Source organism: Virgibacillus necropolis (genome assembly GCF_002224365.1).
Classification (GTDB): domain Bacteria; phylum Bacillota; class Bacilli; order Bacillales; family Amphibacillaceae; genus Virgibacillus_F; species Virgibacillus_F necropolis.
Genome location: NZ_CP022437.1, coordinates 2,970,064 through 2,995,811 on the forward strand (window position 1 = coordinate 2,970,064; position 25,748 = coordinate 2,995,811).

Annotated in this window: 22 protein-coding genes and 1 riboswitch; of the genes, 2 read left to right on the forward strand and 20 right to left on the reverse strand. The window is 37.1% G+C overall.

Going from position 1 to position 25,748, the window contains the following annotated elements:
- Window positions 1–5: 5 nt before the first annotated feature.
- The 13 genes from CFK40_RS14195 to gltB form a co-directional block, all read right to left on the reverse strand.
- Window positions 6–245: an ESX secretion system protein YukD gene (locus CFK40_RS14195; protein ID WP_089532942.1), complete on the reverse strand. Its 240-nt coding sequence runs from the start codon at window positions 243–245 to the stop codon at window positions 6–8.
- Window positions 246–328: 83 nt separating this feature from the next.
- Window positions 329–622 carry a WXG100 family type VII secretion target gene (locus CFK40_RS14200; protein ID WP_089532943.1) on the reverse strand — a complete coding sequence of 98 codons (294 nt, stop codon included), beginning with the start codon at window positions 620–622 and terminating at the stop codon, window positions 329–331.
- Between the two features lie 205 nt (window positions 623–827).
- Window positions 828–1,166 (reverse strand): hypothetical protein, encoded by a 339-nt coding sequence (locus tag CFK40_RS14205; protein WP_089532945.1) that lies wholly within the window; start codon window positions 1,164–1,166, stop codon window positions 828–830.
- 3 nt (window positions 1,167–1,169) lie between these two features.
- Window positions 1,170–3,062 (reverse strand): DUF6792 domain-containing protein, encoded by a 1,893-nt coding sequence (locus tag CFK40_RS14210; protein ID WP_227001782.1) that lies wholly within the window; start codon window positions 3,060–3,062, stop codon window positions 1,170–1,172.
- A complete protein-coding gene (locus CFK40_RS14215) occupies window positions 3,055–3,699 on the reverse strand; it encodes a hypothetical protein (RefSeq protein ID WP_089532946.1) in 645 nt (214 codons plus the stop codon). Before CFK40_RS14215 ends, CFK40_RS14210 begins: the two co-directional genes overlap by 8 nt.
- A 271-nt stretch (window positions 3,700–3,970) precedes the next feature.
- A complete protein-coding gene (locus CFK40_RS14220; protein WP_152640135.1) occupies window positions 3,971–4,168 on the reverse strand; it encodes a DUF6792 domain-containing protein in 198 nt (65 codons plus the stop codon).
- A 34-nt stretch (window positions 4,169–4,202) separates the two neighbouring features.
- On the reverse strand, window positions 4,203–4,796 hold the full coding sequence (locus tag CFK40_RS14225) for a hypothetical protein (protein ID WP_089532949.1): 594 nt from the start codon (window positions 4,794–4,796) through the stop codon (window positions 4,203–4,205).
- Window positions 4,797–5,068: 272 nt separating this feature from the next.
- Window positions 5,069–5,317, reverse strand: coding sequence for a DUF6792 domain-containing protein (locus CFK40_RS14230; RefSeq protein WP_161493880.1), 249 nt, complete (start codon window positions 5,315–5,317; stop codon window positions 5,069–5,071).
- Window positions 5,310–5,750: a hypothetical protein gene (locus tag CFK40_RS14235; protein WP_089532953.1), complete on the reverse strand. Its 441-nt coding sequence runs from the start codon at window positions 5,748–5,750 to the stop codon at window positions 5,310–5,312. The genes CFK40_RS14230 and CFK40_RS14235 overlap by 8 nt, the downstream gene beginning before the upstream one ends.
- 326 nt (window positions 5,751–6,076) lie before the next feature.
- Entirely contained in the window at window positions 6,077–6,676 is a 600-nt protein-coding gene (locus CFK40_RS14240; protein WP_089532955.1) for a hypothetical protein, read from the reverse strand.
- A gap of 527 nt (window positions 6,677–7,203) precedes the next feature.
- Entirely contained in the window at window positions 7,204–7,812 is a 609-nt protein-coding gene (locus tag CFK40_RS14245; RefSeq protein WP_089532956.1) for a hypothetical protein, read from the reverse strand.
- Window positions 7,813–8,298: 486 nt separating this feature from the next.
- A complete protein-coding gene (gene gltD, locus CFK40_RS14250; RefSeq protein WP_089532958.1) occupies window positions 8,299–9,795 on the reverse strand; it encodes a glutamate synthase small subunit in 1,497 nt (498 codons plus the stop codon).
- Between the two features lie 81 nt (window positions 9,796–9,876).
- Window positions 9,877–14,433 (reverse strand): glutamate synthase large subunit, encoded by a 4,557-nt coding sequence (gltB, locus tag CFK40_RS14255; protein ID WP_089532960.1) that lies wholly within the window; start codon window positions 14,431–14,433, stop codon window positions 9,877–9,879.
- A gap of 128 nt (window positions 14,434–14,561) precedes the next feature.
- Between gltB and CFK40_RS14260 the strand changes: the two genes are divergently transcribed.
- Complete coding sequence (locus tag CFK40_RS14260) at window positions 14,562–15,464, forward strand: glutamate biosynthesis transcriptional regulator GltC (protein WP_089532962.1); 903 nt, start codon at window positions 14,562–14,564, stop codon at window positions 15,462–15,464.
- 126 nt (window positions 15,465–15,590) lie between these two features.
- On the opposite strand, the gene CFK40_RS14265 is transcribed toward CFK40_RS14260, so the two are convergent.
- The 4 genes from CFK40_RS14265 to eutH form a co-directional block, all read right to left on the reverse strand.
- Window positions 15,591–16,610 (reverse strand): NtaA/DmoA family FMN-dependent monooxygenase, encoded by a 1,020-nt coding sequence (locus tag CFK40_RS14265; protein ID WP_089532964.1) that lies wholly within the window; start codon window positions 16,608–16,610, stop codon window positions 15,591–15,593.
- 44 nt (window positions 16,611–16,654) lie between these two features.
- Entirely contained in the window at window positions 16,655–17,203 is a 549-nt protein-coding gene (ssuE, locus tag CFK40_RS14270; protein WP_089532965.1) for an NADPH-dependent FMN reductase, read from the reverse strand.
- Between the two features lie 105 nt (window positions 17,204–17,308).
- Window positions 17,309–17,402: riboswitch (SAM riboswitch) on the reverse strand.
- A 91-nt stretch (window positions 17,403–17,493) separates the two neighbouring features.
- Window positions 17,494–18,456, reverse strand: coding sequence for a bile acid:sodium symporter family protein (locus CFK40_RS14275; protein WP_089532967.1), 963 nt, complete (start codon window positions 18,454–18,456; stop codon window positions 17,494–17,496).
- Between the two features lie 137 nt (window positions 18,457–18,593).
- Complete coding sequence (gene eutH / locus CFK40_RS14280) at window positions 18,594–19,679, reverse strand: ethanolamine utilization protein EutH (RefSeq protein WP_089532969.1); 1,086 nt, start codon at window positions 19,677–19,679, stop codon at window positions 18,594–18,596.
- A gap of 168 nt (window positions 19,680–19,847) precedes the next feature.
- Here eutH and CFK40_RS14285 point away from each other — a divergent pair, with 168 nt between their 5' ends.
- On the forward strand, window positions 19,848–20,951 hold the full coding sequence (locus tag CFK40_RS14285) for a M24 family metallopeptidase (protein ID WP_089532970.1): 1,104 nt from the start codon (window positions 19,848–19,850) through the stop codon (window positions 20,949–20,951).
- 139 nt (window positions 20,952–21,090) lie between these two features.
- Here the strand turns inward: CFK40_RS14285 and CFK40_RS14290 are convergent, their stop codons facing one another.
- The 3 genes from CFK40_RS14290 to CFK40_RS14300 all read right to left on the reverse strand — a co-directional run bounded on the left by CFK40_RS14290 (window position 21,091) and on the right by CFK40_RS14300 (window position 25,561).
- Window positions 21,091–22,410 carry an MFS transporter gene (locus CFK40_RS14290; protein WP_089532972.1) on the reverse strand — a complete coding sequence of 440 codons (1,320 nt, stop codon included), beginning with the start codon at window positions 22,408–22,410 and terminating at the stop codon, window positions 21,091–21,093.
- Window positions 22,411–22,577: 167 nt separating this feature from the next.
- Window positions 22,578–24,338, reverse strand: a complete 1,761-nt coding sequence (gene xsc / locus CFK40_RS14295) for a sulfoacetaldehyde acetyltransferase (protein WP_089532974.1) — start codon at window positions 24,336–24,338, stop codon at window positions 22,578–22,580.
- A gap of 35 nt (window positions 24,339–24,373) precedes the next feature.
- A complete protein-coding gene (locus CFK40_RS14300; RefSeq protein WP_089532976.1) occupies window positions 24,374–25,561 on the reverse strand; it encodes an iron-containing alcohol dehydrogenase family protein in 1,188 nt (395 codons plus the stop codon).
- Window positions 25,562–25,748 lie beyond the last annotated feature (187 nt).

Consider the following 25,748-nt stretch of genomic DNA (forward strand, 5'->3'; position numbering starts at 1 on the left):
TACCATTATAATATTTCTACTCGGTCGCCAGTTATAATTCCACATTCAGCTAAAGTTTTGGGACCATTATATACCTTGTCTTTATTTTTAATACGAATCCAATTTCCTTCACGTGGATTCCTAGTAAGTCCGACAGTTTGCCACGTTATATCAATTAAGTTTTTTATTTTGTGCTGATCTGAGAGCCTTAATTCGATTGACTTTTGATCATAATGCTCTAAATCTACTGTAACTTGTATGTACATTATTCATCTCTCCACAGTATAAAAAAATAGCGCCAGCAAGTTGTGATAATTGCGGCACTATTTCTATCACTTTATTTTATCGCTTACGAACGAATTTGACCTGCAATTTGTGTATCAGTATCTTCAAGCGTTTGTGCAGTTGAAGCTAATTGATGGTTAACTCCCTCGAGTAATTCAACCATTTGGACAAAGGATACACGTAACTCCTCGTATTGTGCAATAAATGCTTCTTTTGCATTACCTTCCCAAACCTGGTTCAAGTGATCACGCATACCATCTAAAGTTCCAACAACTTGTTGAACATTTCCACTTTCTATCCCATATCTTCTTGCAACATCTCTTAGTTCTTCTGGGCTTAACCGAATGTTTCCTGCCATTTAATCGCCTCCATTATCAATAGTTAATTTAATTATATACGAAATTAATGCTAAGTTCATGTTTATTTTGACTTTTTAGTAAAACGCAACTATATACCTATATTTTCGGCGTTTATAGGTATATAGAACCATTACTTGGAGAAGTTGGTAAAATCCTCTAAATGTTACTTTATTTAATGTTGCTTTTTATAAGCATAAAGTGAACTTAAGGTGAAAGCGTATCCTTATATGTTATGGTTAAAGATTGTTCCTTTATATCTTCAACTTGCTGTTCAAACGCTTTCACTGACATATTGATTTGTTGTTCCAGTTGCTCTATTAGATTTTTATTTTTAATGGTAAGTAAGTGCGTTTTTTGTAGCATTGCATCTACAATTTCACCCGATTCTCCTTTATCAACTATTACGGTATTTATGAGATTAAAAAAATCCTTATCTAAATCGGCCAGCTTTTCCTGATATACCTGTAGCGTATCTTTTTTGTCAGAAAATGATTCACTAGACAATAATCTTTCAGTAACCGTAATAGAATGATATTCTCCCATTTTTTAACCTCCCATTAAATCAAATAATAACGCAACACGTTTTTCCTCATCAAATAATTCCTCTATGCTTTTTCGATATATTTCCAAATGTTCATGACCAGCAACAATACTCATATGTAAACTTTTAACCTCTGTATCTAACTTTGCACGTTCATGTAGTGGATGAAGCGTCTCATGAACATTAATACCGCGAACGGTCTTACTATTCCTTGAATAATAGACATGTTTCCGTAATAAATTCGTGTAGGCAATGGGGTTACTTTCCATATCGTTGATTTTATTTATTACTTGCCTCTTTTCCTCTTCATAAGCATGGTAGATGATTCCCTCAATCGTTGATTCCAATTTTGTTATTACATCTTCTTTTTCTGATAAAATCACCTTACCCATTGTATACATCCGAAGCGTAGCAGAAATATTGACCTGGATCATTTTATCACCACTACCAGTAGATAAAACCATATCATTACCAATGTATGATTTCCCGTCTCCAGAAAGTTCTGCCAGCACCTCTGCAATACCATGGTTAGAAATAATTCCATGTAAAATATTTTGGTATTCCTTCTTTTGTAACGTTTCAAAACTTGCCATTAACGACTCAATATTGTCCTTCACTCTTAAATACGCACCAAAGTCTGCTCCTATTTGTGCTGACAAATAGGAATTACTATTTCTCCATATTAGAAGCGTTTCAATCGATTTTTCCGTATCTACTAATTCTTTTTCAATGTTTTGGAACGTCGACACAAGCTCATCTTTTTGCTCAGATGTAACATAGCCAGCTTTTAGCAGCTCCCCAAATAACACATCTGAATTACCCGTTATTGTTTTAATTTTTTCCATAAGTCCTGGTAATTTTTTATTTACCTCTACTAACATAGCATTAATTTTTTCCTGTTCCGTAAAATATAAATCTAAGAAACTACCAATACCATCTATTTCTCTTATGACCGACATGTTTATCCCCAGTATATCCTTTAATACAGCATCTATTCCACCTTTCCTTGAAGAAACGGTGTATTGTATAGCTATTTCTTGAAAGTCTTTTATCACGTGATCTGGTACTTTATCGATCAACGGACGAAGCCCCTCATGATTGGGATCCGTATCGACAAACTTAGTGTCTCCAAGTGTGAAGAAGCCCCGTGTACCACTTACCGCATATAATGGATCATCTTTTGAGATTAATTGATGAATATTTTTTGCTTCGTCTTTATAATAATTCTCAGCGAATTCCCTTAGTTTGTTGGGGTCTAGGTCGTAAATGGCATCCTCATCAAGTCTAGAAATTGAAAATTGTTTTCTTACAGATTGAGCAAAAACATCATCCGCCAAATAAAGTTGATAGTAATTTGTTTGCGCTCCGTTTACGCTATATATTTTATCAAATGTCCCATAAGCTAAATGTGCTGTAGTATTATTATTATGAGCTAACGAATGAGATAGTCCAATAACAGGTATCTTACTGAAGTCCAATGTTTTATTAGAGTTACTTTGAAATTGATCAATCGAATTAGAAACAAACTTATCTACAGCACTAGCCTGTCTATATTCTTTTCCCGCAAACATAGCTTTCACATTATAAACCCAATCCTCTTTGCCTTGAGAACCTTGTGAAATCACATATACTTCATTAATATTATTTTTCTTGGAACTAAAATGAATTGCCGTACCATCATAACCAGATTCATCATTTTTTAGTTCACTAGATTCGGACGATTGAAAAATATCTATATTTGCAGGTATCTTCTCACCATATTCTTCTGTATAAATTCTTTTAATTTGTTTAATCATTTCACTTTCTTCTAAATTGTTATATTCAATATCAATGAGCCTTAACCGCATTTCGATGGAAGTTATTATTTTCTCATTCTCATTCATTGGTATATCATTCACTTTCAACCTCTTTTTGGATAAATTCAATAGATTTTATCCAACTTCGTATTTTTTTCATTTGATTATCTTTTAAACTAACACACATCTCGCTGGTGCATTCAGAAGTATATACTATTTGTATACCCCCATTTTTTCTTTCATTTTGAATAAAAGCTGCAAAACCGTATGTTGAGTCTTCATAACTAAATGGAGCCAAGTATATGCTACGGTTTTCAAATTTAGTCTTTTTAAACTTTAAATTAGTTTCCAATCTTCCTCTTAATTGGTTTAGACTTACAACTTCTTCTCCGCTTTTATCATTGGAATAGTAATTAACTTTAATGGATGACTCAATACCTTTATCATCATCAACGCCTACCAAAAAGCTCTCATAGTCTTCCTCTTTTTTTAAATATCCTTTCTCACCAATCACCCCACCCTGTGGAAAGTCCATCTTATAAGTAGCTGTTCCCGAAACAAAAGGATAATACCCGGATCGAGTCTCTTCTGTCGTTTGCAAAAATGACCGTGTAAACTCATCATTAAATGCCCGAACATCAGGTAATTCTTCACTGTCCTCAACGCTAGGTTCTAAATTATTGTCGTCCTCTTCCATGTGCTTATCATTAGGTTCTGAATTATTTCCATTATCTTTCATTTGACATCCTCCTATTACAATAATCGATAGGATAAGGAGAACACTCATCATATACTTCACTATTTCAGCCTCCCATTGAGTATTCTTACTTAACTTTCGTTTCAATTTTGTAGATCTTACTAGTTAGTATACAATAATTTTCCAACACGTAGCATAATAATTCCAATTATGTAATAAATTCTTTGTTTTTAAGGTAAGGATGCTTTTGGCTTAATTAACTCAAATTGCACCTGCACTTCCATTGACCCTTTAATTCTAATTTAATACAGCTCTAGGTATAAAAATGAATTGAAGTGCCATCATAACTAGATTCATCATATTTAAAGACACTAGATCCAAATGAATTAAAAACATCAACATTTACGGATAATTCTTTTCCATACTCTTCTATATAAATCCTTCTAATTCGTTCAATCATTTCATCTTCTTCCAAGTCCTTATATTCAATATCAATAAGTCTTAATCTCATTTCCCATGAAGTTATTATTTGTTCTTCCATAAAATCAATTACTTTCTTTTTGTATAAATTTTATTGATTTAAACCACTTAATAATCTTTTCTCTTTGTTCATTTTTTGTTTCCGTACATTTGTTAGGAATCATACACTCTGTTTCATAAATTATTTGAATTCCTCCATTTTTAATTTCGTTTTGTATATATCCAACATAACCATAGATTCCATCCGATTCCTCAAATGAAGCTAAAAATAGATTTCTGTCTTGCAATGAAATCTTCTCAAAAGTAAGATTATTAAATTGACTATTTAACATTTCTAAATCAATATTCTCATTTCCTTCTTTATTTGAGGAATAATAATTAATTTTAATAGATGATTCAAAACCTTTTTCAGCTACTCCAATTAAATAACCTTCATAGCTATCATCCTTTTTAGCATAACCCCTTTCACCAATCACCCCACATCGAGGAAAGTCCATCTTATAAGCATCTGTGCCCGAAACAAAAAGATAATAACCAGGTCGAGTCTCTTCTTTCGTTTTCAAAAATGACCGTGTAAACTCATCATTAAATGCCCTCACATCAGGTATTTCCTCGCTGTTCTTAGCTCCAGATTCTGAGGTTTTTCCTTCCTCTTCCATTTGACACCCTCCTAATGAAATAATCGATAGGATAAGGAGAACACTCATCACATACTTCACAATTCCAGCCTCCCATTGAGTATTCATTCTTAACTTTTGTTTCAATAGATCTTAATAGTTAGTATAAATTACTTTTCCATCACGTTGCATAATAATTCTAATTATGTAATATATTCTTTAAAATGTATTCCTTGAACACGGTTTTTTAGGGTAGGGATACTTTTGACTTAATTAACACAAATTACACATGCACTTCCATTGACCTTTTAATTCTAATTTAATGCAGCTCTAGTGAAAATACCTAACCTGCTTTTAAAGATTCGATAACATTTTTTCAGATTAATAGATTCATGTGAATGAAAAATATTTGCGGATAACTCTTTTCCATACTCCTCCATATAAATCCTTTTAATTTGTTCAATCATTTCATCTTCATCTAAGTCCTTATATTCAATATCAATAAGTCTTAGCCTCATTGGCCATGAAGTTATTACTTTTTCTTCCATAGAAACATCATTCACTTTCGAGTGATTTTTGAGTAAACGTGATTGATTTGATCATCTTACGTATTTTTTCTCTTTGCTCATCTTCTAAATCGGAACAATTTGGTTTCGTACATTCCGATGTATATATAATTTCTATTCCGCCGGGTGCAACTTCATTTTGAACTAATGCCGCATAACCATAAATATTATCCTCACGCGTAAAAGGGGCAATATATATCGTTTTATTATCTGATGAAATTTCTTTATAGTTAAGGTTAATTCCCACTCTATGGCTTAGGCCGTCTAAATTTGATTTTGCCGACTTACTGATACGGGATGCGATATAGGTAATATTAATAGAGGACTCAATGTTACGTTTATCATCCACACCCACTAAATATCTCTCGATAACATTCTCTCTTTTTGAATATCCTTTATCCCCAATAACCCCACCTTCTGGAAAGTCCATTTTATAAGTTTCCATTCCTGACAAAAAAGGATAATAGCCAGGTCTGGTTTCCTTTGTGGACTGTAAAAATGACCGGGTAAACTCATCATTAAATGCTCTTACATCAGGTGTTTTTTTCGCTGTTCTTAGCTCCTGACTCTGAGCTCTTTTCTTCTTCCATTTGACACCCTCCTAATGAAATAATCGATAGGATAAGGAGAACACTCATCATATACTTCACAATTCCAGCCTCCCATTGAGTATTCATTCTTACTTTTGTTTAATTTTATTGGTGCTGTTTCTTGCTCATTTGCCGTGGATTTATTACTTTTTCTTTCATAGAAACATCATTCACTTTCATGCGATTTTTGAATAAACGTAATTGATTTGATCATCTTACGTATTTTTTCTTTCTGTTCATCTTCTAAATCGGCACAGTTTGGTTGCGTGCACTCCGATGTATATATTACTTCAATTCCACCAGGTTCGACCTCATTTTGAATATAGGCTGCATATCCATAAATATTGTCCTCGGCAGTAAAAGGAGCGATATATAACGATTGGTTATCTGATGATAGTTTTTTATAACTAAGGTCTATCCCCACATTATAGCTTAGGTCATCTAGAACTACTTTTGCACTTTTACTAATATGCGATGCATAATAAGTAATATTAATTGAGGATTCAATATTATGCTTGTCGTCTACACCTACTAAATATCTCTCGATAACATTCTCTTTTTTTGTATACCCTTTATCTCCAATAACTCCACCTTCTGGAAAGTCCATTTTATACGCATCTAATCCAGACAAAAACGGATAATAGCCAGGTCTTGTTTCGTTTGCAGACTGCAAAAAAGACCGGGTAAACTCATCATTAAATGCCCTAACATCAGGTGTTTTTTTGTTATTCTTAGCTCCTGACTCTGAGTTCTTTTCTTTTTCCATTTGACACCCTCCTATTACAATAATCGATAGGATAAGGAGAACACTCATCACATACTTCACAATTCCAGCCTCCTATTGAGTATTCATTCTTAGCTTTTGTTTAATTTTGTAGATCTTAATAGTACACAATACTTTTCCAGCACGTTGCATAATAATTCCAATTATGTAATATATACTTTAAGATGTATTACTTGTATATGTTTTTTTAAGTATTTGTTGTCATAGAAGGCTTTTGGACTATATTAACCAAATTGCACCTGCACTTCTATTGAGCTTTTAATTCTAATTTAATGCAGCTCTAGTGAAAATACCTAACCTGCTTTTAAAGATTCCATAACATTTTTTCAGATTAATAGATTCATGTGAATGAAAACATCAATATTTGCGGATAACTTTTTTCCGTACTCCTCCACATATATCCTTTTAATTGTTCAATCATTTCAGCTTCTTCTAAGTCTTTATATTCAATATCAATAAGTCTTAGCCTCATTTGCCATGAAGTTATTACTTTTTCTTCTAGAAAGTCATCATTCACTTTCAGATGATTTTTGAATAAATGTAATTGATTTGATCCACTTACGTATTTTTTCTCTTTGATCACTCTCTAAATCGGAACAGTTTGGACTCATGCATTCTGATGTATACATTATTTCAATTGCACCGCTTTCAACTTCATTTTGGACAAACGCTGCATAACCATAAATATTATCTTCAAGTGTATAAGGGGCAATATATATCGTCTTATTATCTGAAGATATTTTGTTGAATTTGAGGTCCATTCCCCTTCTAGAACTCAGGCGTTCTTTGTGTAATTCTATTTCTAAGGATCTACTGTCACCGGCTGCAAGATAAGTAATATTAATAGAAGACTCAATATTATGCTTATCATCTACACCCACTAAAAATTTCTCGGAACCATTCTCTTCTTTTGAATATAATTTATCCCCAATAACCCCACCTTCTGGAAAGTTCATTTTGTACGCTTCCAATCCTGACAAAAAAGGATAATAGCCAGGTCTTGTTTCATTTGCTGACTGCAAAAATGACCTTGTAAACTCATCATTAAATGCCCTCACATCAGGTATTTTTTCGCTTTCCTTAGCTCCAGATTCTGAGTTCTTTCCTTCCTCTTCCATTTGACACCCTCCTAATGAAATAATCGATAGGATAAGGAGAACACTCATCACACACTTCACTATTTCAGCCTCCCATTGAGTATTCATTCTTAGCTTTTGTTTAATTTTTGTTGCTGTTTGTTGTTAATATACAATATTTTTCCAGCATACAACTTAAGGATTTCCAGTTATGTAATATATTTTTTTAAACGTATTCCTTGAAATATACAGGTACGAAATAATTTAAGGCGTTTGATTGCTAGTAATTTTAATAATAATTCTAAGTTTTTAATATTAATGTTCAAGGAAAATGTTCAGGATTTGGAGAAATCGAATTTAACATTTAAGAAATTTATATTAGATTTTAATAGATATGAGAACAATTTAAAGCGGCTTACATAAATATATTTAACAAAAGGGAGCACATATTATAATATGTGCTCCCTTTTGAAGGGTTTTTATTATTTAGGTCTTGATAAATATTAAAGAGAGGGTCTTCCCTATTTTCTATACTTCTAAATACGAGGGTAGCACTGTACTTCCCGTTAAATAATGATCAACTTTGTAAGCGACTTCACGACCTTCGTTTATCGCCCACACGATTAAACTTTGACCTCGTCTAGCATCTCCAGCCGCAAAAACTTTTTCAATGTTTGTAGCGAATTCACCGTATTTCGCCTCAACAGTACCGTTAGTTGTTTTTACTCCGGCTTGTTGAAGTAACTCTGGTTCAGATCCTTCAAATCCAATTGCGATGAACACAAGTTGTGCTGGCCAAACTTTTTCAGTACCTGGGATTTCATAGAAAACAAACTTTCCGTCTTCATCTCTGACTTTTTCCATTTCGACGGTATGAAGTTCTTTTAGATCCCCATTATCATCTGAAATAAACCGCTTCGTTTGGATCGAATAGTTACGTGGATCCTCGCCAAATTTGGCTGTTGCTTCCTTATGTGCATAGTCAACCGTAAATACATTCGGGTATTCAGGCCACATATTGCCTTTGGTTCTAGCTAGTGGAAGTTGTGGATGTTTACCAAATTGAACAACGCTATTGCAGTCGTGACGAAGTGCTGTTGCGATACAATCGGCACCTGTATCCCCACCGCCAATTACGATGACGTCTTTTCCTTTGGCATCAATGAATTCGTTCTTTTTTAAATCAGTACCTACTATTTTTTTTGTTGAAGCTGTTAGATAATCCATTGCAAAATGAATTCCCTTTGCTCCCCTTCCTTCAATAACCAAGTCACGTTGTTTTTGAGCCCCAGTACAAAAGATAACTGCATCATGCTGGTTTTTTAATTCTTCAGATGATAGATCTTTTCCTATTTCAGTGTTTAGCACAAAATCAATGCCTTCTTGCTCTAGTAATCTAATTCTTCGTTCGACAACATCTTTTTCTAGTTTCATATTGGGAATGCCATACATCAATAAGCCACCCGCACGATCTGCACGCTCATACACTGTTACCGTATGCCCAGCTTGGTTTAATTGATCGGCACTGGCTAATCCCGCTGGCCCAGATCCTATAATAGCAACCGATTGACCTGTTCTTTTTTGCGGGATTCGCGGTGTCATCCAACCATTTTCGAAACCTTTATCGATAATCGCTCGTTCAATACTTTTAATTGCAACTGCAGGATCAGAAATAGCGACTGTACAAGACCCTTCACAGGGGGCTGGACATACTCTTCCAGTGAATTCTGGAAAATTATTCGTTTTTAATAATCGCTTCAATGCTTCTTTCCATTGTCCCCGATATGCTAAGTCATTCCACTCCGGAATTAAATTATAGATCGGACATCCAGTTGTTGCCCCGTTAATTTCATCCCCCATTTGGCAAAAAGGAGTTCCGCAGTCCATACACCGCGCTCCTTGTCTGCTTAATACATCATCAGAGAAAGGAGCATCGTATTCTTTCCAATCATTAATTCGTACGCGGGGATTACGTTCTTTAGACTCTTCACGTTGATAATCCATAAATCCTGTCGTTTTTCCCATACTTAAGCTCTCCTTTCTTCCCTATCGCAGTTACTAACATTCAGTGTGGAAAAAGAAAACCACACTGAATGAAGTTTCACTTTATAAAGTTACTACTTGGGGTTTTTCTGGTTGTGTATCGATCGTGCCTTTTTGATCTTTTGATTGAAAAGCACTCATTGCAGCTTCTTCGTCTGTTAAACCGTCATTCTTGTAGCTTTGAATTTTTTCTAGCATTAATTTATAATCTTTCGGTGTAACCTTCACGAACTTTTTCATCATCTCATCCCAGTTATTTAGTACGTAAGCCCCTTTTTGACTTTCCGTGTAATGATAATGATCTTGGACCATTTGTTTTACTTGCTCCGCCTCATTACGGTCTGTGATAGGTTCAAATTCTACCATTTCTTTGTTACACAACTGTTTAAATGCGGACAAATCTTCAGTAAGAACGTAGGCGATACCACCTGACATTCCGGCTGCAAAGTTTTTACCAACTTCACCTAAAATGACGACACGCCCACCAGTCATATATTCGCATCCATGGTCTCCAATTCCTTCTACGACAACATTTGCACCACTATTTCGCACAGCAAACCGTTCACCTGCATACCCATTTATATAAGCTTCTCCACTAGTAGCACCATAAAATGACACGTTTCCGGCAATGACGTTACTCGACTCATAAGGCTTTGCTTTTGTTGGAGAAGAAACAACTACTTTTCCACCAGACAATCCTTTTCCTACATAGTCATTCGCGTCACCAGTCAAAAATAATGACATGCCGCTTGGAGTATAGGCACCAAAGCTTTGCCCTGCAGACCCTGTAAATCGTAACGTGATCGTGTCTTCTGGTAAGCCCTCTTCACCATAGCGTTTAGATATCTCACTACCTACTATCGTTCCTACCACACGATTTGTATTTCGGATAGAATACGAGAGGTCTACTTGCTCCTTCCGCTCGATAGCAGGCATTACTGCAGGTAGAATTTCACATAAATCAAGTGACTCATCAAGATGATGATTCTGGTTTGTTTGACAAGTTCTTGGTCCATCAACTTGGTAAAGTAATGTAGACAAGTCTAAATGCTTCGCTTTCCAATGAGCTTTTGCTCGATCACTTACAGCTAAAACATCCGTCCGTCCTATCATCTCTTCCATGGTTGTAAAACCTAACTCTGCCATGATTTCTCTAACTTCCTGAGCGATATAGTACATAAAATTAACGACATGATCAGGATCACCCATGAATTTCTTCCTTAGTTCTGGGTTTTGCGTTGCAATGCCTACTGGGCACGTATCTACATGACATACTCTCATCATGACACAGCCAAGAACAACAAGTGGTGCTGTTGCAAAACCATATTCTTCTGCGCCAAGTAATGCGGCCAAAACCACATCTTTTCCAGTCATCAGCTTTCCATCCGTCTCTAATACAACGCGATCTCGGAGGCCATTTAACATCAAGCTTTGATGCGTTTCAGCGAGTCCAAGCTCCCAAGGGAGTCCTGTATGCTTAATGCTTGTTTTTGGTGAGGCACCTGTACCACCGTCATATCCACTAACAGAAATTACATCAGCCTTACCTTTTGCAACACCAGAGGCAATTGTCCCAATTCCTGCTTTTGCCACAAGCTTTACACTGATACGAGCATCACGGTTGGCATTTTTCAAGTCGTGGATTAATTGTGCCATATCCTCAATAGAATAAATGTCATGGTGTGGAGGAGGCGATATCAGACCAACACCAGGTGTAGATCCACGTACATTGGCTACCCATGGATACACTTTTTTCCCTGGCAACTGTCCACCTTCCCCTGGTTTTGCTCCTTGAGCCATTTTAATTTGCAGTTCGTCAGCATTCACTAGATAATGGCTTTTTACACCAAAACGTCCAGATGCGATTTGTTTGATGGCACTTCTAGGTGAGTCACCATTCTCATCAACAGTAAACCGCTTCGGATCCTCTCCACCTTCACCACTGTTACTTTTACCACCGATTCTGTTCATCGCGATAGCTAATGATTCATGGGCTTCCTGACTTAATGAACCAAACGACATAGCCCCTGTTTTAAACCGTTTCACGATTGTGTCAGCAGATTCAACCTCTTCTATAGGTACAGGATTCGTTTTCTTAAACGTAAACAAATTCCGTAAAAAATTAATTCTCTCCTCATTTGCCGCTGTTGAGTACTGCTTAAAAAGATTATAATCCCCTCTTCGGCAAGCCCATTGCAGGGTGTGAATGGTTTTCGGATTAAACGCGTGATGTTCGCCCGTTTTTCTCCACTGAAAATCACTTCCAGAATCCAAGGTACTATCAATATTATTTGCATAAGCGTTTTTATGACGATTTATCGCTTCATCAGCAATCGTATCTAGTTCAATTCCACCGAGTTGGGAAGCAGTCCCTGTAAAATAACGATCGATGACCTTTTTACTGATGCCAACCGCCTCAAAAATTTGTGCACCACGGTAACTTTGAATGGTGGAAATCCCCATTTTGGACATTACTTTTACAACGCCCTCGGTAATTCCCCGAATGTAGCTACTTGCTGCATCTTGATAGCTAAGACTTAAATTGTTTTCATTGATTGTTTGACTCAACGTTGCGTATGCAAGATATGGATTTATCGCATTTGCTCCATAACCGATCAAGGCTGCGAAATGATGAACCTCTCTCGCTTCACCAGTTTCAGCGATGACACTCACTTTCGTACGGGTACCACGCGTGACAAGGTGCTGGTGTAATGCACTTACAGCAAGAAGTGATGGAATCGCAACTGCCCTCTCGTTCATATTCCGATCCGTCAGAACAAGAATACTAATACCTTCTTCGATTGCCTTATCCACATCTTTACAAATCTGTTCAAGCGTACTTTCCAGGTCTTCGTAAAATAACGTGTCTATCGTCTTACTAGTAAAACCTTGATAGCTATCAGCTTTTAACAATCGAAGCTGTCGATTAGACAGTATGGGTGTGTCTACTTGGAGTCTACGACAATTCAGTTCACTTGGGTGCAGAATGTCCCCTTCAGGTCCTAACAGACTCGTGGTAGATGTAACGAGTTGTTCACGATACGCATCGATTGGAGGGTTCGTAACCTGGGCAAATAATTGCTTAAAATAAGAAAATAATGATTGTGGGTGATCAGATAATACCGCTAGTGGCACATCATTACCCATTGCACCAATTGGATCCTTTTCCTCCGTCACTAAAGGAATCAAATATTTTTGAATGTCTTCATACGTATAACCAAATGCTTTTTGTCTTGTCACTAAATTCTCAAATGGCATTTCGTCAAGCGTCTCCACTTTATTCGTAAGTTTAACAAGTTGCTCATCTAACCATTTGCGATAAGGCTCAGCTTCAGACATTTCCGTTTTAATTTCGTCATCCGAAATGATCCGACCTTCATCTAAATCAAGTAAAAGCATTTTTCCAGGACTCAAACGGTCTTTATACAAGACATTGTCCTCTTCAACATCGATGACACCCACCTCTGAAGAAAAGATCAGATAATCATCTTTTGTCACATAATATCTTGCAGGTCGTAAGCCATTTCTGTCCAAAATTGCCCCGATTTGTTTACCGTTCGTAAAGGAAATAGTCGTCGGACCATCCCAAGGCTCCATTAGTGAACTATGATACTCGTAGAAAGCTTTCTTTTCTTTCGACATATGTGGATTATTAACCCATGGCTCAGGGATCAACATCATGGCAGCATGAGCTGGTTTTCTTCCGGCCAAAACAAGAAATTCTAACGCATTATCTAATATGGATGAGTCGCTTCCATCCGCATCTAAAATCGGAAGTACCTTTTTCAAATCATCACCGAAAGCATCCGATACAAACTGTTCTTCCCGTGCTCTCATCCAATTGACGTTACCTCTTAACGTATTGATTTCTCCGTTATGCATTAAATAACGATTCGGATGAGCCCGCTCCCAGCTTGGAAATGTATTTGTACTGAAGCGGGAATGTACCATAGAAAAAGCTGATACAAAATCCACGTCTTGTAAATCTATATAGAAAGCATCTAATTGTTGTGGTGTTAATAACCCTTTATATACAATCGTTTGACTCGAAAGGCTGGTAAAGTAAAAACGTTCTTCACGATTCATAGCTACTTTTTCAGATTGCTTACGAATGATATATAACTTCCGTTCAAATTCGATATCTTTAATAGAAGAATTTGCTCCAATAAATACTTGGCGGATTAAAGGACAGCTTTCTTTTGCTTTATTTCCGATTTTTCTGATATTTGTAGGTACAGTTCTCCATCCAAGGACCGATTGCCCCTCTTGGTTTATAAATGTATTAATTTGAGCTTCTATCTCTTCACGACCGTTATCGTCATTCGAGAAGAATATCATCCCAACACCGTAGCGCCCTTTTTCAGGCAAGTTCATTTCCGGACAAACTTTCCTAAAAAAGTGATCTGGAATTTGAACCATTAATCCTGCCCCGTCTCCTGTCTCTGGGTCGCTTCCATGCCCCCCGCGATGGTCTAGCTGACAAAGCATGTGTAGTCCTTTTTTAACGATATCATGGGTCGGAACCCCGTTCATATGTGCATACAAGCCGATTCCACATGCATCATGTTCAAATTCAGGGCGGTAAAGGCCTTGAGCTTTTGGCATTTTATTATAACCCATCATTAATACCCCCGTTCTTATTCCATATAAGGTGTCTTTTATCAATTATAGGTTTTCAAATTAATCTAAACAATATATAATTTAGATTAAAACAATCTATTTTTGATATGAATGGGTGGAGATATGGAATGGAGCTACGTCAATTACGCTATTTTATGGAAGTTGCAGAGCGCGAACACGTGTCAGAGGCAGCTATAAATTTACATGTTGCTCAATCAGCAGTAAGCAGGCAAATCACTAATTTAGAAGGAGAGCTCGAAGTTTCTTTATTTCAACGTGAAGGCAGGAATATCAAATTAACACAAATTGGGAAAACATTTTACACACATACAAAAATTGCAATGAAAGCGATAGATAATGCAAAAAAACAAATTGACGAATATTTGGACCCAGAACGCGGGACAATTAAAATTGGTTTTCCGACCAGTTTATCTAATCATCTACTGCCAAGTGTCATCTCTGCCTTTAAGGATGAATATCCAAATGTTGCATTTCATTTACGCCAAGGTTCTTATAAATTCTTGATCGATTCCGTAAAGAAAGACGAAATCGATGTGGCTTTTTTAGGTCCTGTTCCTAAGGATGACCCTGAAATTGAAAGTCATATATTATTCACCGAAAATATTTTAGCTTTACTTCCGCTAAATCATCCCTTGGCAAAAAGGGAAAATCTTTATCTTACCGACTTGAAGAACGATGAATTTGTTAGCTTTCCTAAGGGATATATTCTTGAAAAAATAATTGTGGATGCGTGCAAACAAGTCGGCTTTGCCCCAAAGATCTCTTCAGAGGGAGAAGATTTAGATGCTATTAAAGGTCTTGTTTCCGCCGGTATCGGTGTAACGCTTTTACCAGAGAGTACATTTCACGAGTCAACACCAAGGATGACTGTTAAAATTCCTATAAAGATTCCCGAGGTAAGAAGAACTGTTGGAGTGATTAAGCAGAAAGAAAAAAATCTAGCACCGTCTGAAGCGATATTTTATGCGTTTGTTAAAAAGTTTTTCTCGAGGTTGCAAGGGTTTCAGTAGGTTATTTTATTTTGGAAATACCATACCCGCGCCATTTTATATTGAAAAGGTTCTGGTCAACAAAAAAATGCAAAGGTCCTTTAAAGGGCCTCTGCGCTTAAGTAAAGCCATCCCTTTTAATAAACGTTATCCCACAACCAAATCACTTGTCTGTTTACCTGGGTGGTGATCCGGCAACTGATCTCCTTGTCCAAACAGATTATCTCTGAGTGAACTTCCCTCATATTCTTTTCGAACCAAGCCTCGGTCTTGTAAAATTGGCACAATAAGCTCAATAAAGTCCTTAATTGTTCCAGGGGTAATAGCATAAGCAATATTGAAACCATCAATTCCCGTCTCCCTTACCCACTCTTCCAGCGTATCAGCAATTTGTTCAGGTGATCCGACGGCATAGGCACTCATACCACCAATTCCTACAAAGTTTTTAATTTTTTCAACTGTCCATTCTATATCAGGATCTATTTTTGTGAAACCTTCAAGCGCTGATCGTATCGAGTCATTCTCAATATAACTTATAACCTGATCAGAGTCATATTCAGATAAATCAATACCGGTCCAACCTCCGAATAAGGCGAGTGCTCCTTCATGGCTTATATGCTTTTTATAATCCTCAAATTTTGCATTGGCTTCTTCCTCGGTTTTTCCGACTATTGGTGTAAACATCGGCAGAACCTTTACCTCTTCTGGCGATCTTCCCGTTTTTTCGATATCAGCCCGCAGTCTTCTAACTGTTTCCTTAGCAACTGTTATTGTTGGTGACCCAATGAACACACATTCCGCATTTTCCGCTGCGAAGGCACGCTCTTTAGCAGATGCCCCTGCCTGATAAATAACGGGTGTCCGTTGGCTTGATGGTTCGCTCAGATGGGCACCAGGAACTTTAAAATATTTTCCTTCGTGGTGGATATCATTAACTTTATCTGGATCAGTATAAATACCATTTTCTTTATCTAACCTAACAGCATCGTCTTCCCAGCTTTCTTCCCAAAGCTTATAACAAACATCCAAATATTCGGCAGCTAAATCATAGCGCTCATCATGTTTCAATTGATCAGTAAGTCCTATATTGACTGACGCGCTCTTTAGATAGGAAGTAACAATATTCCACCCCACCCGTCCGTTTGTTAAATGGTCGAGCGTCGTCATTCGGCGAGCAAATGGATGACTCCTCCTTGATTATCGTTTAGCTATCAGACTGACGGAACTACTACACTTTGACTGTTTACTAGGTCGGTAAAATAATAGAGTTGCTTTTTCGTGCGTTCTAATACACCGTCATCAATAATTGGGGTTTCCTTCTGTTTATCAATTTGACTATCCAGTAGATAAAGTCCTTTTAAGTTGTGTCCCTTTAATGTTGCTAACACAGGTTTCAATGTATACTCAAGTGCTAGTAGATGGGACATACTTCCCCCCGTCATTAGTGGGAGTACCGGCGTATGCTGCAAGACATCTTGCGGCAAAACATCGAGTAAAGTTTTTAGTACTCCTGAATAAGCACCTTTATATACTGGTGATCCAACAATAACACCTTTAGCATCTTGTATTAATGTCGCGATTTCTTTAATAGCCGGGCTGTCATATTTACCGAGAAACAAATCTTCATATGGCACATCCTTTACAGAAATATGAGTCACGGAAAAGTGTTCCCGTTTAAGTAGAGTTCCTAAATATTTCAGTACTTGATCTGACCTGGAAAATTCAGATGGACTTCCAGAGATAATAACGATTTCACTCATAACAATCATCCTTTCTTATTATAAATTTCACCTTTGTCTAATTAAAAAAGCCCCCTTTTCTTTATAGAAAAAAGAGGGCTTGCTTTGAACCGTGTAGAATATCCGCTCTTATCTCCCAAGGAATTAGCACCTTTCTGACAGTTGTCAGAGGTTGCTGAAGCTTCACAGGGCCAGATCCCTCAGCTTCTCTTGATAAGAATATTTAATTTAATATATATTTTATTCCAATTAATCCGATAAATCAAGTAAGAATTTTAATTTCTTGACTTTTCAGTTGAAAAAGACGATGGTTATGCTGTTTTTTCATCTTTATCTATCGGTTCTGTATGCTCACTATTCTTCCCCCACCATGTCGCCAAAATTGGTCCAGAAATATTATGCCATACACTAAATATAGCACTAGGAACGGCAGCAATTGGTGAAAAATAGGCAAGCGCTAATGTTGCCCCAAGTCCAGAATTTTGCATGCCAACCTCGATCGAAACGGCCTTTTGATCGTGGAAGTCTAACTTAAATGCCTTTGCCACTAAGAAACCAAGAGCAAGTCCCAACACATTATGTAAAACAACAACAGCGAAAATGATTAGGCCCTCTTTAACGATATTTTCCGTATTAACTGCAACTACTGCGGCAGCCACTGCTACAATCCCAACTACAGAAACAAGCGGTAATGCCGCAACACTTTTTTCCACTTGTTTCCGGAATAATAAGCGAACTACAATCCCAAGAACAATCGGAAGCAAAACAATTTGTACGATTGATAAGAACATGCTTCCAGCTGAAACAGGTAACCACTTACTTGCTAGTAGCAAGGTTAATGCTGGTGTTAAAATCGGCGCTAGCAACGTCGATACAGTTGTTACTGAAACAGATAAAGCTGTATTTCCTTTTGCTAAAAAGGTCATAACATTAGACGCAGTACCACCAGGACAGCATCCCACTAAAATAACCCCTACTGCAATCTCTGCAGGAAGTTGAAAAACGGTTGCAAGTCCAAAAGCAAGCAACGGCATAACGATAAACTGCGCTAATACGGTAATCAGTACACTTTTTGGCGCCTGAAAAACCGCTTTAAAATCACTCAAGGAGAGCGTAAGCCCCATACCAAACATAATAACTCCGAGGAGTAGCGCTATATGTGGCGCAATCCAGGTAAATCCTCCGGGTAAAAAGAAAGCTAAAATAGCAAATAAAATAACCCATATTGCAAATGTATTACCAGCAAAATTGCTGATTTTTCCCAATGTCTTCAAAGTACACCCTCCCTCTCAACTAAATTCTTAATAATATATCATCTCAAAGGATCATTTGTCTATGTTTTTTTCTAAAAAGAAAAATATTCTTAAAAGTTAATGATACTTTATATGCCAGCGCTAGAGATTGAATCTGCCTATACATTTTCTTTAGATTTAGGAAAGGTAATAATCGCCAAAATAACAGCACTTATCCCACCTACTAGTTTTCCAACTATCATAGCAAAAACTACTTCTTTGTTAATACCTGCTACAAAACCTAAATGACCTCCAAATACAAAAGCTCCACTCACGGCAAAAGCTACATTGATTACTTTTCCTCTTGGCTCCATATGCTTTAGTAAGGTAAGCATCGGAATATTATGTGCAAGTGATGCTACTAAACCTGTAGTAGAGGTCTCGCTAATCCCGAGCTTAGAACCCATTTTACCCAAGGGTTTTTTTAATGCCGTTGAAATAAACATAACCATTGGAAATGCACCAGCGAGAAAAACGGCGATCATTCCAACAACTTGTATGCCTTCGCTCAATGGAGACAGGTTCGGTATAACTATAATCCCGGTTAATGTTTCAATAATTATTGCTGTTAATCCAATAATAGCTACTATTTCTATAAATCTCCCAAAAACCGAAAACCCAACAATCATTTTTGCTGGTTTTTTCCATAATCCAATCGCGATTAAAATGGAAAACAGCATCGTTGGTAATAGATTTCTAACTATCATCATTACATTTAAATTAGCAACTAGTCCACCTACTAGACAGCCAAGAGGTATCGTAATTAATCCCAAGAGAACACCTTTAGCAAAATATTCGTGATCTTCTTTCTCAATAATACCTAATGCCACCGGAATGGTAAAAACGATGGTAGGACCCATCATTGTTCCTAAAAATACCCATGAAAATAATGCCGCATCAGGGCTTTCGGCCATTTCCTGTGCTAATGCATGTCCACCCATATCTATCGCTAAAATTGTATTCGCAAATGCTGCAGGATCTGCCCCAACCAACCCATAAACAGGAGCAATTATTGGAGTTAGAAAACTAGCAAGAACCGGCGCTAATGATATAATTCCAACCATTGCCAGTGTTAGCGAACCCATTGTTTTAAAACCATCTGTAAATCGATCACCAAAACCCAGTTTGTTTCCGAAACATTTATCAATTGCGCCTAAACATAGAAATCCAACTACAATTAAAACAATAACATCATTAATACCCATTACATATCACCATTCTTATAAAGTCTTTAAGCCTAGAAAACAACATTATATGAGATTAGACTAGTAACGCAAGTAAGATGCCACAATTAAATTTCCAAACAATAACTTTGGCATGAAACTTGCTTACTATTATAATGTAAATAGAATTAAAAAATGGAGGTTTATTTTATGAATGACGAATATCAAAACAGATTAAACACACTACAAGATTACTTAAAAGAACAAAACATTGATGTAGCTATGGTTACCTCACCTGCAAATGTGTTCTATTACACTGGCTTTAATTCGGATCCCCATGAACGATTCATGGCTTTAATTGTGGACAATCGCACACAAGAGTTTACCTTGTTTGTTCCAGCATTAGATGAGGAACTGGCTGCCAGTGAATCTTATGTTAAAACTATTATTCCGATTTCCGATGAGGAGATTCCTTTTTCGAAACTTAAAAATAAGCTTGGAGAAAACATCGTGTGTTTTGGACTTGAAATGAAAGCAATTAGTATGTTCCAGCACAATAATTTATTATCAGTCTTTCCGAAAACGTCTTATGAAGATATCCAGCATTTCATAACTGTACAACGTATGAAAAAATCCAAATCTGAAGTAGAATATTTAAGAAATGCTGTTGACATTATTGAAAGAGTATTAGCTGAAGGAATTAAAAAAGTAGAGATTGGAATGACTGAACTAGAATTAACAGCTGAATTAGAATATTTAATGCGAAAACTTGGCGCTGATGGCCCTTCCTTTTCCACCATTGTATTATCAGGCGAAAAGGCCGCCTTACCACATGGAGTACCTGGTAATCGTAAGTTTAAAAAAGGCGATTTCCTCTTAATTGATATGGGCGTTATAAAGGATGGATACTGCTCTGACACTACAAGAACATTTATTGTAGGTGAGGCAACTGATAAACAAAAAGAGATATATGACATCGTTTTACAAGCTAATGAAGCAGGAATTAATTCCGTGAAGACAGGTGTGCCTATCAAAACATTTGACATAGCAGCTCGAAATGTTATCGATGAACATGGATATGGTGATTATTTCAACAACCGTGTCGGGCATGGACTGGGAATTGAAGTTCATGAAGCACCCTCCATTCACGAGAATAATCACCAAATAGCTGAAAAAGGATTAATGTTTACAATTGAACCCGGTATTTATATACCTGAATATGGCGGGGTTCGCATTGAGGATGAAGTTTATATAAATGAAGAAGGAGAAGTCGAAGTATTGACCTCATTTCCTAAGAAGTTGCAATTAGTATAGAAACCATGTCAAGACATTTATATAATGATCCCTTTGGCTGTAAAAAATAAAAAGCTACTATCTTTAAACCAAGATTAGTAGCTTTTCAACTATTAGCCGTTATTATCGTTGCTTTATTTAAATTGTATATTTATGATTATTATCCAACTTTATTAGTAGTACTCTCCACCTGATTTGACCGAGTTTTATTTAAAGAAATCCACCGTGCTGAGAAAGCACTAACAATTCCCGCAAAGATAACGTACAAAACAAGAAAAGTAGGGAAGCCTTCGTTTAAACTAAGTAAATACGTCGCAATGAGGGGTGTCAATCCGCTAGCAAAAATTCCCGAAAATTGATACACAAACGATATCCCTGTGTACCTCACTTTTGCATCAAATAATTCAGCGAACAGCGCAGCCTCAGGACCATAGACGGCAGCATAGAAAATTCCAAAAGGGATGATGATGGATAACCAGATTACCATGTTGCTACTTCCGCTATCTGACATTAACCAAAAAGCAGGCAGTGCTGAAAAGCCAGTAATCAGGCTCGCGTACCAATACGTCCGAGTTCTTCCAACGCGATCTGAAATATAACCGAATAAAGGAATAAAGAAACACATAACAAAAGCCGCTGCAGATACTCCTAATAAAGCAACATTGCGGGAGAGATCCATTGTTTGTGTGAGATAAGTGATTGAGAATACACCCATAATATTAAAGAAAACTCCATCAATATACCGCGCACCCATACCAGCAATGATGTTTCCGGTATTTCCTCGCCACATCTCTTTAAAAGGAATACTAGATTCCTCTTTTTTGTTTTGAACATCTTTGAATTCAGGGCTTTCATCAACATTTAGTCTGATCCACAAACCCAAAAATACCAATATAGCACTTATACCAAAAGCTACGCGCCATCCCCAAATAAGAAACTGATCGTTCGATAACATAAGTGATAGTAATCCTACGACTCCTGAAGCTAATAAAAGACCGATAGATAGTCCTATTTGTGGCAGGCTAGCATATAACCCTCTTTTGGAATTAGGAGCATGTTCGTAAGTCATGAGTACAGCTCCTCCCCACTCTCCTCCTAAAGCAAGGCCTTGAATCATACGCAAAACCAACAAGCAAATCGGTGCCACAATTCCTATATCTCCATATGTCGGTAAAAAGGCAACCAATGTTGTGCTAATCCCCATAATTGTCAAGCTTAAAATCAGCATGCTTTTACGCCCGATTTTATCTCCAAAATGCCCAAAAATGATACCACCTACAGGCCTAACAACAAAGCCAGCGGCGAAGGTTCCAAATGCGAGCATTGTTGAGACTACGGGATCTCCTGTAGGAAAATATACATGGCTGAACACTATACCAGCTACAACACCGTAAAGAAAAAAGTCATACCATTCAATTGTTGATCCAATTAAACTTGAGGCCACAACACGTCTAAGCATTTTTCCCTCAGTATTATTCATAAATCCTCCACCTTATTTTAAAATTAGTTAGTAAGTATTCCTAATGAGATTTCCTTAAACCAATGAAAGCGTTATCATTTATTTACAATTAATAACTAGATTTAATTGAACTAACTTTACTCATTTAAAACTCAAGAAGCTTAATTTTAAGCTTCTTGAGATCCTTTTTACCAATTACGATGATCTAGATGGGCATATTTGTTCATTAAACGGACTGGTTGCTTTAGTGCATCCTTTCTAAAAGGTGGAGCGAGTTGAGTACCATCCACTTGAATGTTTAAAACTGTGGGTAAATCGGATTTAAGAGCTGTTTCGAATGCCTCTTTTAGATCTTCTGGTCGTTCGACAAGAATTCCATTTGCACCCATAGATTTCGCAACCTCTGCAAAGTCAGGGCCTTCTATATCAGAACCCACGAACCGATTGTTGTAGAAATCTACTTGGTTTTTCTTTTCAGCGGACCAAGCACCGTTATTAAAAACACAGGCAATAACTGGAAGCTTTTGTTCGACTGCCGTACTTACCTCGTGTAAGCTCATTCCCCATGCACCATCACCCACAATGGCAACAACAGGACAATCTGGAGCTGCTATTTTTGCGCCCATTGCGGCAGGATAAGCAAAACCACAATTACCAAATGTTAATGCTGCAATATGTTTACGGCTTTGGTTAAATTTCATATAAGCGTTAGCTGTAGATGAAACGTTTCCAATATCACTTGTAACGATTGCATTATCTGGAAGTACTCGTGCCAATTCCAACAAAGCGCGGCGAGGATTTATAGGACTTCCCTCTTCCATTGCAAGGGAGGTAAGTTCTTCATCCCAATTTTCTTTTTCATTTGCAATCACGGATAAACGGTTCTTATCAGTTTGCAACTCTGGTTTTTTCGTTTTTAGGCGTTTAAAAATTTCCTGACTAGCTTCCTTTGCATCCCCAATGACTCCTACTTCAACTGGATGTGTTCGTGCTATATTACCAGGATTGATATCAATCTGGATAATTTTAGCGTTCTTCGGGAAATAATCAATATCATAACAAGGTAATGTACCAAATACAGAGAGCCTTGTACCAATGGCTAACAGAACATCCGCATTTTTCATTGTGTTCATCGCCGCCTTTGATCCCATGTAACCTATTGGCCCCACAGCTAAAGGATGATCTGCTGGAAACGAGTCATTATGCATATAAGAGTTTGCAACAGGTGCAGTCAAATGTTCAGCTATTTCTATAACAGATTCTATTCCATTAGCATCCACTGCGCCTCTACCGGAAATAATTACTGGATTTTTTGCGTGTGCTAATAATTCAGCAGCCTTTTCTAATTGTTCCGTTGAGCCAGCTCCTCGTGAATCTATACGGTATTCATGCGGTTGAAGAATGTAATCCTCAATTTCACCATAAAAATAATCACGTGGTATATCAAAAAGAACTGGGCCTCGTTCAGCATATGCAATTCGAAATGCAGTTCGTAAACAATCTGCCACTCGATCTGGATGAGGTACTCTTACAGTAGATTTGGTAATCGATTCAAATACAGATACTTGATCACATTCTTGAAATCCGTCCCAACCAATTGATGGTGTTCCAGCGGATGGGGATATGACAACCATAGGTGTATGTGCCATGTTTGCGGCCGCAACAGAAGTCACCATATTAGTAATTCCTGGTCCATTTTGACCAATAACTACACCTGCTTTTCCCGTGACGCGACAATAAGCATCCTCCATATGTGCAGCACTTTGTTCGTGACGTACAGGAATAAATTCAATACCAGCGGTTGGTAGTAAATCCAACATATCCATAAAAGCCGATCCTAATATACCGGTAATATGGTCGACTCCTTCAGCAACAAGTGTCTCAACAATCGCCTCACTCGGTGTCATCTTTATTTTTTGTTTAGTTAAAGCGCTTTCAACTTTTGTCATAATAATTACCTCCAGTATTTTTTGATAAAAACTACTTAATCGTTAATCTTTACTTTAGATATTCTGTCAGAGAGAGAGACAAATATTTTTTCAATGTCAGAATATGAAGGGACTTTCCTGTTTGTTGTTATCCCGTTTCCAGATAAAGCGTCTTCTATAAGAATAGGCATTGATTCACTAAGCAAATCTATATTTTTTATATACTTTTGTGCAGCATCCCAAATCCCAAACTGTTCATTAAAATTTTCGATAAAATCTATTGATGATTGTGCAAGTTCACTTGGCTCTTTAGAAGAATCCTCGCCCAAAGCAATAGCGATTTCTTGATAACGATCTTCTGCATCCTTAATGCCGAATTGCATAACGTAAGGCAATAAAAGGGCTACACTCAAGCCATGAGGTATATGGAAACGGGTTCCTAATGCTCGTCCTGCAGCATGTGCTAAATTTGTTGAGGAATTGAAAAATGCAATCCCTGCATAGCAACTTGCCAAAATCATATTTTCTCTTTCTTTCACATTCGAGCCATCTTCATATACTTTAGGGAGGGCCTCCCCTATCATTCGAATAGCCTTTAAAGCATATAAATCTGTCATTGCAGAAGAACGATTAGACACATAGGCTTCAATTGCGTGTGTTAAGGCATCTAGTCCAGTAAAAGCAGTGAAATGCTGTGGTAAACTAACCGTTAATTCAGGATCTAATATTGCAGTATCCGGAATTAAATGTGGATGACCAGGATTCATTTTTACACCCGCTTTAATATCCGTGATTACCATAATCCCTGTTGCTTCCGAACCAGTGCCAGCCGTTGTTGGAATTGCTATTAACGGCAATCGCTTTAAACGTGATTGGGACACTATGTTCGACCATTTCATTTCAGGATTTAATCCGAACAGTGAAACAGCTTTAGATATATCAATTGCACTACCTCCACCTATAGCGACCACACAGTCAGCATGCGAGCTTGCTAAACTATGAAGTGCAGCTTGAACATGGTCAACTGTTGGCTCCCCAGCATAATCACTGAATAATTCAAATTCCAACTGTTCCTGTTGTAGTATCCTTTGAACCTTTTCCTGAAGACTTACTGGGGCTTGTGCAAGAAATGCATCCATAATGATTAAAGGCTTTGATGCGCCGCTTGCAGAAATTATTTTCCCGAGTTGATTTATACAACCTGCGCCTATTTCAATTTGATTTGGTAAAGACAGAGTAGCCATTGGAAACCCTCCTTAGAATTACTTTTGATCCCTAACATCTACATGACAGTACATTTCAGTATGTAACTACTTGTTACTACCAGTTGTTTAAAGCAATTTAATCATATCATTTTAAAAATGTCAATATATTTTGCTAAATACAATTTTCAGTTTTCTGTTAAGATGGTTAAAAAACAAGCATTCCCTA